The organism is Actinoalloteichus spitiensis RMV-1378, assembly GCF_000239155.1.
Classification (GTDB): Bacteria; Actinomycetota; Actinomycetes; order Mycobacteriales; family Pseudonocardiaceae; genus Actinoalloteichus_B; species Actinoalloteichus_B spitiensis.
The window spans coordinates 1-8,375 of the sequence record NZ_AGVX02000506.1; the positions used below are offsets into that span (position 1 = coordinate 1).

At 70.9% G+C, this 8,375-nt stretch carries 9 protein-coding genes; 4 read left to right on the top strand and 5 right to left on the bottom strand.

Annotated elements, in window-relative coordinates; translation table 11 throughout:
- Window positions 1-357: PfkB family carbohydrate kinase (locus ACTIDRAF_RS0220430; protein WP_016700579.1), on the top strand; the 357-nt coding region annotated here is incomplete at its 5' end.
- Between the two features lie 926 nt (window positions 358-1,283).
- Window positions 1,284-2,588, top strand: a complete 1,305-nt coding sequence (locus ACTIDRAF_RS0220435) for a citrate synthase (protein WP_039788441.1) — start codon at window positions 1,284-1,286, stop codon at window positions 2,586-2,588.
- Between the two features lie 421 nt (window positions 2,589-3,009).
- Here the strand turns inward: ACTIDRAF_RS0220435 and ACTIDRAF_RS0220440 are convergent, their stop codons facing one another.
- The 5 genes from ACTIDRAF_RS0220440 to ACTIDRAF_RS0220460 form a co-directional block, all read right to left on the bottom strand.
- The gene (locus ACTIDRAF_RS0220440; protein WP_016700581.1) at window positions 3,010-4,218 is read right to left on the bottom strand and encodes an ABC transporter permease; all 1,209 of its coding nucleotides are present in this window, start codon (window positions 4,216-4,218) and stop codon (window positions 3,010-3,012) included.
- A complete protein-coding gene (locus ACTIDRAF_RS0220445; protein WP_016700582.1) occupies window positions 4,215-5,126 on the bottom strand; it encodes an ABC transporter ATP-binding protein in 912 nt (303 codons plus the stop codon). Before ACTIDRAF_RS0220445 ends, ACTIDRAF_RS0220440 begins: the two co-directional genes overlap by 4 nt.
- 127 nt (window positions 5,127-5,253) lie before the next feature.
- Window positions 5,254-5,916 (bottom strand): hypothetical protein, encoded by a 663-nt coding sequence (locus ACTIDRAF_RS35100; protein WP_016700583.1) that lies wholly within the window; start codon window positions 5,914-5,916, stop codon window positions 5,254-5,256.
- Window positions 5,913-6,188 carry a helix-turn-helix transcriptional regulator gene (locus tag ACTIDRAF_RS0220455; RefSeq protein WP_026066321.1) on the bottom strand — a complete coding sequence of 92 codons (276 nt, stop codon included), beginning with the start codon at window positions 6,186-6,188 and terminating at the stop codon, window positions 5,913-5,915. The genes ACTIDRAF_RS35100 and ACTIDRAF_RS0220455 overlap by 4 nt, the downstream gene beginning before the upstream one ends.
- 177 nt (window positions 6,189-6,365) lie before the next feature.
- Window positions 6,366-6,980 carry a TetR/AcrR family transcriptional regulator gene (locus ACTIDRAF_RS0220460; protein ID WP_016700585.1) on the bottom strand — a complete coding sequence of 205 codons (615 nt, stop codon included), beginning with the start codon at window positions 6,978-6,980 and terminating at the stop codon, window positions 6,366-6,368.
- A gap of 97 nt (window positions 6,981-7,077) precedes the next feature.
- On the opposite strand from ACTIDRAF_RS0220460, the gene ACTIDRAF_RS0220465 reads away from it, so the two are divergent.
- Together ACTIDRAF_RS0220465 and ACTIDRAF_RS0220470 are read left to right on the top strand one after the other, a co-directional pair.
- A complete protein-coding gene (locus ACTIDRAF_RS0220465) occupies window positions 7,078-7,491 on the top strand; it encodes a nuclear transport factor 2 family protein (RefSeq protein ID WP_016700586.1) in 414 nt (137 codons plus the stop codon).
- Window positions 7,488-8,318, top strand: a complete 831-nt coding sequence (locus ACTIDRAF_RS0220470) for a Rossmann-fold NAD(P)-binding domain-containing protein (RefSeq protein ID WP_016700587.1) — start codon at window positions 7,488-7,490, stop codon at window positions 8,316-8,318. The genes ACTIDRAF_RS0220465 and ACTIDRAF_RS0220470 overlap by 4 nt, the downstream gene beginning before the upstream one ends.
- Window positions 8,319-8,375 lie beyond the last annotated feature (57 nt).

The following is an 8,375-nucleotide window of genomic DNA, read 5'->3' on the forward strand; positions in this document are numbered from 1 at the left end:
CCCGCCGTGGTGGCCGCCGCCCGCGAGTGGCGGTCCGCCGGGCCCGCCGCCGTGGTCCTCACCCTCGGTGGGGACGGGCTGCTCGCCCTGATCGGGGATGAGGAGGTCGTCCGCGTTCCGGGGGTAGCCGTCGAGGTGGTCGACACCATCGGGGCGGGGGACACGGTGTGCGCCGCGCTGTTGGCCTGGCTGGAGGACAGGGAGCTGCTCTCGCCCGACCGGCTCCGGGAGGCGGGACGGCAGACCTGGGAGGGCGCGCTGGGTTTCGCGGCCAGGGCGGCGGCGATCACCTGCTCGCGTCCGGGGGCGCAGCCGCCCCGGTCCGGGGACCTCGCCGGGTGGAGGGTGAACTCCTGACACCTGCCTGACCGGGCTGGTCCGGCGGTGTCCGGGCACAAGGAGTTCCGGGACAGGCCGACGAGGTCCCCGCGAGCGCCGGGAGATCGCCACGACCGGGTTCCTCGGGCTGAGGAACCGGTTCGCGATCTCCCGGCCTCGTTCACCGCTGGATCAGAGGATGTCGATCCCGATGTTGACCAGCAGGTTGATCAGAGAGTCAAGGATGATCACAGCGTTTCACCTAACCTGGAGTGATTCCGATTCCGATTCTTTTTCACGTTGCGGCCGCAGAAGGAAAGCTATCTCGTTGATCCACCGTTGTCGTCACCCGAAACGGCAGCATGATCATTACGGATCGTGATTGACATGTGCGAAGCGTGATCTTGTGCGTGATTGACCTCGGAGTTCGGCGTGCCGAACGAATGATGAGACGACGTTCCGTAGTCAATAGAGGTTGGATGCGGTGCGTTTTTTGCCCCTCACTCGTCGGTGGCGGCGTCACCTCATAGGCGGAGAGGTGGGGGAACGTCTGGGGTTGCTCTGCTCGAGGGACGCAATCACCCACACGAGTGGGATCGACGCCGTGGGTGTGCGGCCGCGCGCGGAGTGTGACGCCCCTCTCGTTCCGGAGGGGCGTCGCCGAGGAGCCGGCCACGGGGCGCGGTGGGGCGCTCCTGGACACCCGGGAGACCGCGTTCCCGGCCCCGGTGCGCGGCAGATCACACCCCACTCGGCCACGGCATGTGACGGTGGTCCCACCTGGGCCTTCTGGTGAACACCACGGGTAGGCGACGGGGAATTCGGCGACTAGCGTGAGCAACGACAGGACCCCGACGAGGCGGTGCTGACGTGCGACCGGTGGCAGCCCGGCCGGGCCCCTGCGGCCGGAGGTGGCGATCCCACTCGCGTGCGCGTCGTCTCGTCCGAGTGTGAGAGGGACTCGCATGCCCGCCGACGCGAATGCCCATCGTTCCGTTGCGCTGCGCCACCAGGGCAGCGACCACGAGATGGCGTTGATCTCCCCGGCCGAAGGCGCGCCGGGTGTTGACGTGAAGAAGCTGCTCGCGGACACGGGGCTGGTGACGCTGGATCCGGGCTTCGTGAACACCGCGGCCTGCTCCTCCGCCATCACCTACATCGACGGTGACGCCGGAATTCTCCGGTACCGTGGTTACTCGATCGAGCAGCTCGCCGAGCGGTCGAACTTCCTCGAGGTCAGCTACCTCCTCATCTACGGTGAGCTGCCCACGAAGACCGAACTCGACGAATTCACCGAGAAGGTCCAGCGGCACACCCTGCTGCACGAGGACCTGAAACGGTTCTTCGACGGCTTCCCCCGGGACGCGCACCCGATGCCGGTGCTGTCCTCGGCGGTGTCCGCGCTGTCGACCTTCTACCAGGACAGCCTGAACCCGCTCGACCCCGAGCAGGTCGAGATCTCCACGATCCGCCTCCTGGCCAAGCTGCCGACCATCGCGGCGTACGCGTACAAGAAGTCGGTCGGCCAGCCGTTCCTCTACCCGGACAACTCCCACGGCCTGGTGGAGAACTTCCTCCGGATGACCTTCGGCCTGCCGGCGGAGCCCTACGACGTCGACCCGGCGCTGGTGAAGGCGCTGGACCTGCTCTTCGTGCTGCACGCCGACCACGAGCAGAACTGCTCCACCTCGACGGTCCGCCTGGTCGGCTCCTCCGAGGCCAACCTCTTCGCCAGCATCTCGGCCGGCATCAACGCGCTCTTCGGCCCGCTGCACGGCGGCGCCAACCAGGCGGTGCTGGAGATGCTGGAGGGCATCCGCAAGGACGGCGGCGACGTCGACACCTTCGTGAACCGGGTCAAGAACAAGGAGGCCGGGGTCAAGCTGATGGGCTTCGGCCACCGGGTCTACAAGAACTACGACCCGAGGGCCGCCATCGTCAAGCGCACCGCCGACGAGGTCCTGGGCAAGCTGGGCGTGAACGACCCGCTCCTGGACATCGCGCTGAAGCTCGAGGAGCGCGCCCTCTCCGACGACTACTTCGTGCAGCGGAAGCTGTACCCGAACGTCGACTTCTACACCGGCCTCATCTACAAGGCGATGGGCTTCCCGACGCGGATGTTCACCGTGCTGTTCGCGCTCGGCCGTCTTCCCGGCTGGATCGCCCAGTGGCGCGAGATGATCAACGACCCGGTGCGCAAGATCGGCCGGCCGCGCCAGCTGTACACCGGCTACACCGAACGCGAGTTCGTGGCCATCGACGAGCGCTGAGCCGCACTTCTCCACGTCGGCGGACGTGCCGTGGGCCCCTCAGGGTGTCGGGAGTCCTGAGGGGCCCACGCGTGTTCCGACCGAGGCGCGGAGCCCCCGGCGGGCCGGCTCGGCCAGGCGGAGGCGCAGGGCCGCCCTCCGGTGCCGGGAGCGGGCAGCCAGCCCGCGCCACGCCTGCCCCAGCGGTCCCCCCGCCGGCCCGGGCCGGGGACCACCGGCCGAGGGGACGTGCTCCCCCGCCGCTGGTCGACCTCCCCGCCGACCTCCGGGGGCTGGGCCCAACGCCCCGCTCCGGCCCTCCCACCCGTCGTCCGGCCTCGGTGGGCCAGTGCCGAGGGTTCGGGCGTGGCGCGGTCCGCTGAGCACGACGACGGCCCGGCCGGAGTGGTCCGGCCGGGCCGTGTTGGCGTTCTTCCGGTGCTCAGCCGCGCAACGCGTCCCGGAGCTTGACCCGGCTGCCCGTCCGGAGCACGGCGTTGCTGTACAACCGCCCGCCGATCCAGACGATGACACCGGTCGCGGCGACAGACAGCGCGACCGCCAGGGCGATCTCCCACGGTTCGGCCACGCCCAGCGCGGTCCTGGTCGACATCAGGGTCGGCGAGAACAGCGGGATGTAGGACAACACGGTGGTCAGGGTGTCGTTGGCGTCGCTCATCAGGCGGGGGAAGCCGATGACGAACGGCAGCACCGCCAGCAGGGTGATGGGCGTGGTGACGCTACTGGCGTCCTCCTGCCGCGACACCAGCGAACCCGCGCTGGCGAAGAGCGCGGCGAAGGAGAGGAACCCGAGCAGGTACCACATCACCGTCGAGAGGACGGTCAGCACCGCCGCGCCGGGGAGGGTGAAGGCGTCCAGCGCGGTGCCCGCGACCACGCCGACGGCTCCGATCGCGGCGATCTGGATCAGCCCGACCGTGCCGATGCCCAGGACCTTGCCCAGCATGAGCTGCCAGGGCCGCAGCGTCGACAGCAGCAGTTCGACGACCCGGCTCGCCTTCTCCTCGATGACGCCCATCGTGACCATCGACCCGTACATGATCACCGCCATGTAGAGGAGGAAGGCGGAGGCGATGGCGAGCATGAGGCGCTGACCTCGGTCCTCGTCGGCCTGGCCGAGCGCCCGCACCTCGACGGTGGTGGCAGCGACCTCCTGCTGCACCTCCACCGGGTCCAGGCCTGCCTCGCTGATCCGTTCGTTCAGCGACTGCTGCTGCACGACACCGGTGAGGATGCCGTTGAGCTGGAGGTCGAGCTCCTCGTCGACCACCGCGACGGGTTCCCCGGGGGTTCCCGTGAGCAGGACGTCGAGATCCCCGTCCCGGACGCGCTGCTCCGCGGCCTCGGCGTCGGTGACGTCCTCCACCTCGATGGTCTGCCCGAGGGCGTCCCCGGCGACCGTGAGCTGTTCGCCGAGCACCGCCGTGTCGGCGGTGACGCCCACCCGGCTGGAACTCTCGCCGTTGCCCAGGAAGGAGATGAGCGCGATGTACGCGCCGATCGCGACGATGATCGCGAGGGTGCCGAAGATGAATGCCTTCGACCGCACGCGGGTGGTGATCTCGCGGCGGGCCACCAACCAGGTGCCCTGGGCCGCGCCCACCTGCTGCTTCTCGGTGGGGGCGGTCATGCTGCGACCTCCTGGGTGACGACGTTGCGGAACAGGTCGGTGAGGGTCTGCTGCTGGGTGGCGAACTCGTGGACCGGGCCGGTGGCCAGCGCGGCGCGCAGCAGCGCCTGGTCGTCGGCGGAGTCGTCGAGCTCGACGAGGAACCGGCCGCTCTCGGCCTCCAGGGTGGTCACTCCGGGAACGCCCTCGGCCCAGGTCGCACCAGCCCGGGGTGCCACCACGAGCACCCGGCGGTTGCCCTGGCTGCGCAGCGCCTCCACGGTGCCGCAGGCGACCATCTCGCCGCCCCGGATGATGCCGACCCGGTCGCACAGCCGTTCGACGAGGTCGAGCTGGTGGCTGGAGAAGACCACCGGGCAGCCCTCGGCGGCCTTCTCCCGCAGGACCCCGCTCATGACCTCCACGGCCACCGGGTCGAGACCGGAGAACGGTTCGTCGAGGATCAGGACCTCGGGGTCGTGCACCAGCGCGGCGGCCAGCTGGACCCGCTGCTGGTTGCCCAGGCTCAGCTTCTGGACCTCGTCACCGCGACGCTCGGCCACGCCGAGCCGCTCGGTCCAGGCCTCCATCGCCGCCCGCGCGGCACGGCTGCCCAGCCCGTGGATCTGCGCCAGGTAGACCAGCTGCTCGCCCACCTTCATCTTCGGGTAGAGACCGCGTTCCTCCGGCATGTAGCCGATGCGGCTGCGCACCGCGAGGTCGACCTCCGTACCCTTCCACCGCACGGCTCCCGAATCGCTGGCCAGGACGCCGAGGGCGATGCGCATCGTGGTGGTCTTGCCCGCGCCGTTGCTGCCGACGAAGCCGAAGAGCTCGCCCGCGGCGACGGAGAAGCTCAGCTCCCGCAGCGCGGTACGTTCCCCGTACCTCTTGGTCAGCCGGTCGAACTCCAACGTCGATGGGGTCACACCAATTCCTCTCCCCAGATAGGCCGGTCTTGTTCGCCGGCGGGTCCATGTGGCGGCTCCCCGCGTGCGGGTGGAGCCGGGATGGCGGGCGTGGCCGGACGCGGACCGCGTCGACGGCCCCCCGCGCTCAGTGGCCGATGCCCACGGGCTGCCCCTCGCGCGGGCCGCTGGTGCTCGCCCGGTCGCGGTCCGTCCCCGTCCCGGGCGGCGTTGGCCGGTCCGGCCGGGTCTGGTCCGAGTGGGCCAGCGGCGGCGGCGGTGGGACGTCGACGATGTCGGCATCCTCGTCCGGCAGCATCCAGGCGAGCAGGACCGTGGGCAGGCAGGCCAACAGGAACGTCACGGCCGCGAGCACCGCCGCCCCGCTCACCGCCGAACGCGGCGAGTCGGCGGTGATGACCAGGTAGGCCGCGACGCAGACGTTCGCGGGGATCACCAACTGGAAGGAGACGTGGGTCAGGCGGTCCCGCAGCGTCCGCTCCCACTCGTCCAGGGTGGTCGCCGTGGACTCCGCGATGGTGTTGGTGAGCACCCGCAGCAGGAACCAGCTGAGCACGCACAGCAGGTAGACGGGCAGGTAGACGAGCAGGAACGCGCCGTCGAGCGCGTCGACCGACGCGGTGGTCAGCACCAGGGCGGCGGCCAGCACGGCGTGGCACAGCACCACGGCGCGGCGGCGCCTCCTCGGCCGCAGTGAGGGGAACCAGGACGCCTGCCGCTCCCGCCACCGGCGTTGCGCCTCGGCGCTGCGCTCACCCCACTCCCGTGCCCTGTCGGCGATCCCCTTCACTGTTCGCTCCTCACCGGGCGGTAGACCTCCCGCGACAGCGGGGTGAACGGTTCGCGGCTGAACACGGCCTCCACGGGGAGGTCGAAGACCTCGCAGATCCGCATCGCCAGGTCCAGGCTCGGGTAGTGGTCGCCCCGTTCCAGGGCTCCGACCGTCTGCGGGTTGACCTCCACCGCCCTCGCCAGCTCCGTCCTGCTCATCCTGCGTTCCGCCCGGAGCACGGCCAGTCGGTTGTGGATCGGCCGACTGGCTCCCCGCCGCACTGGGCTCATGGGGTGAAAGTGTTGCAAAAACCCAACAGGATGACAACGTGATTGGCGGTTTAGCTACTGGAAGTAATCACAATGGCGGAGGTTCAAACGACGTGCCGCCCTCGGTCTCACTCGTATGGCGGTATCGGTGTTCGGAACGAGTGATCGTCAGGGTGCCGGTGGTCGAGCCCGGCCGGGTCAGGCGTGGCGCGGCGTCCCCGCGTCCTCCGGCTGGGGGTGGTCGGCGGTGTCCGGCGGCGCCGGCCTCGCGGTGGGCTGGCCCACCACCGAGGCGACCAGGGTCGCGACGCCGGCTCGTACCCGCTCGGCCGGCCAGTCGTCGAGGTGGGCGACGAGGTCGCTGCGCACCGCCGCGAGGAGGGCGTGGGCGAGGAAGTCGGCGGCCTCCGGGCCGCGCGCCTCGGCGATCAGCTCCGCGAGTTGGCGGTGCCAGTGGTCGTAGCCGGCGTTGGTGTACGGGCTCCCGCCTCCCTGGTTCTCCAGGGCGCGGGCCAGGGCGCGGTTCTCGGTCTTGAAGCGGAGGGTGGCGGTCATGAGGAGCGTGACGTTCTCCAGTGGGCTCCGCGTGGGATCTGGCGCCAGGGATGTGCGCAGCCGCTCCGCGCGCTCCTCGTAGAGCGCCCGGATCAGGCCCGCCCGGTCGCCGAACCGGCGGAAGAGCGTGCCCTTGCCCACCCGGGCCTCGGCGGCGATGGCGTCCATCGACACCTGCTCGGGATCGTCGGCCGCGTCGAAGAGCCGTCCGGCGGCCCGGAGGACGGCTTCTCGGTTCCGTTCGGCGTCGGCGCGCACCGGGGACCCCCTCGAAATCGGACCGTTGGTCCGCTACTGTAGTGGACTGTCAGTCCGGATCCTATCGGTTCGGAACACGACCACGAAGGGACCACCCGTGCCAGACGATCCCGTCGACATCCTCCACCGGGGAGTGGCTTCCCTGCTGTCCGGCGACATGGCCGGATACGTCGACCTCTACGCCGACGACGCCGTGCTCGAACTGCCCTTCGCGCCACCCGGAGCGCCCGACCGGCTCGACGGACGAGCCGCGATCCAGGAGTACCTGCGCGACTACCCGAGCCGGCTCGACGTGCGGGAGATCAGCGACACCGTCACGCACCGGACGGAGGACCCCGGGACGATCATCGTCGAGTTCACCGCCCACGGCGTCGTCGTGCCGACAGGTCGGCCGTACCAGGCGCGGTACGTCAGCGTGCTCACCACCCGGAACGGGCGCATCCAGCACCACCGCGACTACTGGAACCCGCTGGCCTTCCACCCCGGGACCGCCGAGGGAGCCGAGCGGTGAGCGTCCTCGTCCTCGGTGGCACCGGCACCACGGGCAGCCTGGTCGCCAGGAAACTGGGGGAACGGGGGTGCCCGAACCGCGTCGCCAGCAGGAACGGGACCGGGCATCGGGTCCGCTTCGACTGGTACGACGCCTCGACCCACCGGAACGCCCTCGGCGGGGCCGAGGCGGTGTACCTCGTCGCGCCGGTGGGCGACCCCGACCCGATGCCGGTCGTGGGACCGTTCCTCGAACTCGCGGCCCGGGGCGGCGTCCGCCGGGTGGTGCTGCTCAGCTCGTCCGCCGTCCCGGCGGCCGGCCCGGGACTGGGCGCCGTGCACGCCCGCCTGGATGAGCTCTTCCCCGAGTGGGCGGTGCTCCGGCCGTCCTGGTTCATGGAGAACTTCACCGGCCGCCGCCACCCCCACGCGCGGTCGGCCAGGGACCACGGGGAGATCGTCAGCGCCACCGGAGACGGCCGGGTGGCCTTCGTCGCCGCCGAGGACATCGCCGACGTGGCGGTGACCGCCCTGCTCGACCCGACACCCCACAACACCGACCACGTCATCACCGGGCCGGAGGGCCTCAGCTACGACGACGTCGCCGCGATCCTCGGCGAGGTCGGCCCGCGCCCGGTCCGCCACCGCCGTGCCAGCGTCAGCGAGCTGACCGGGATGCTCGTCGGCGCCGGTGTCCCGCCGGAGTTCGCCGCCCTCCTCGCGGCGATGGACGCGGCGATCGCGGCGGGCGCGGAGGACCGGACGACCACCGTCGTCGAGGACCTCACCGGGCGTCCACCCCGGCCGTTCCGGGAGGTGGTGGCCACCGCCTGGGCGTCCGGGCCCTGAGCCGGCGACGGGGCCCGGTCGGCTCCCCTCCACCGACCGGGCCCCGGAATCCGCCTG

What these genes read in the sequence shown, in the direction of transcription:
- ACTIDRAF_RS0220455 (WP_026066321.1), bottom strand. Translation starts at nt 6,188, where the DNA reads ATGAGCCCAGTGCGGCGGGGAGCCAGTCGGCCGATCCACAACCGACTG.
- ACTIDRAF_RS0220435 (WP_039788441.1), top strand. Translation starts at nt 1,284, where the DNA reads ATGCCCGCCGACGCGAATGCCCATCGTTCCGTTGCGCTGCGCCACCAG.
- ACTIDRAF_RS0220440 (WP_016700581.1), bottom strand. Translation starts at nt 4,218, where the DNA reads ATGACCGCCCCCACCGAGAAGCAGCAGGTGGGCGCGGCCCAGGGCACC.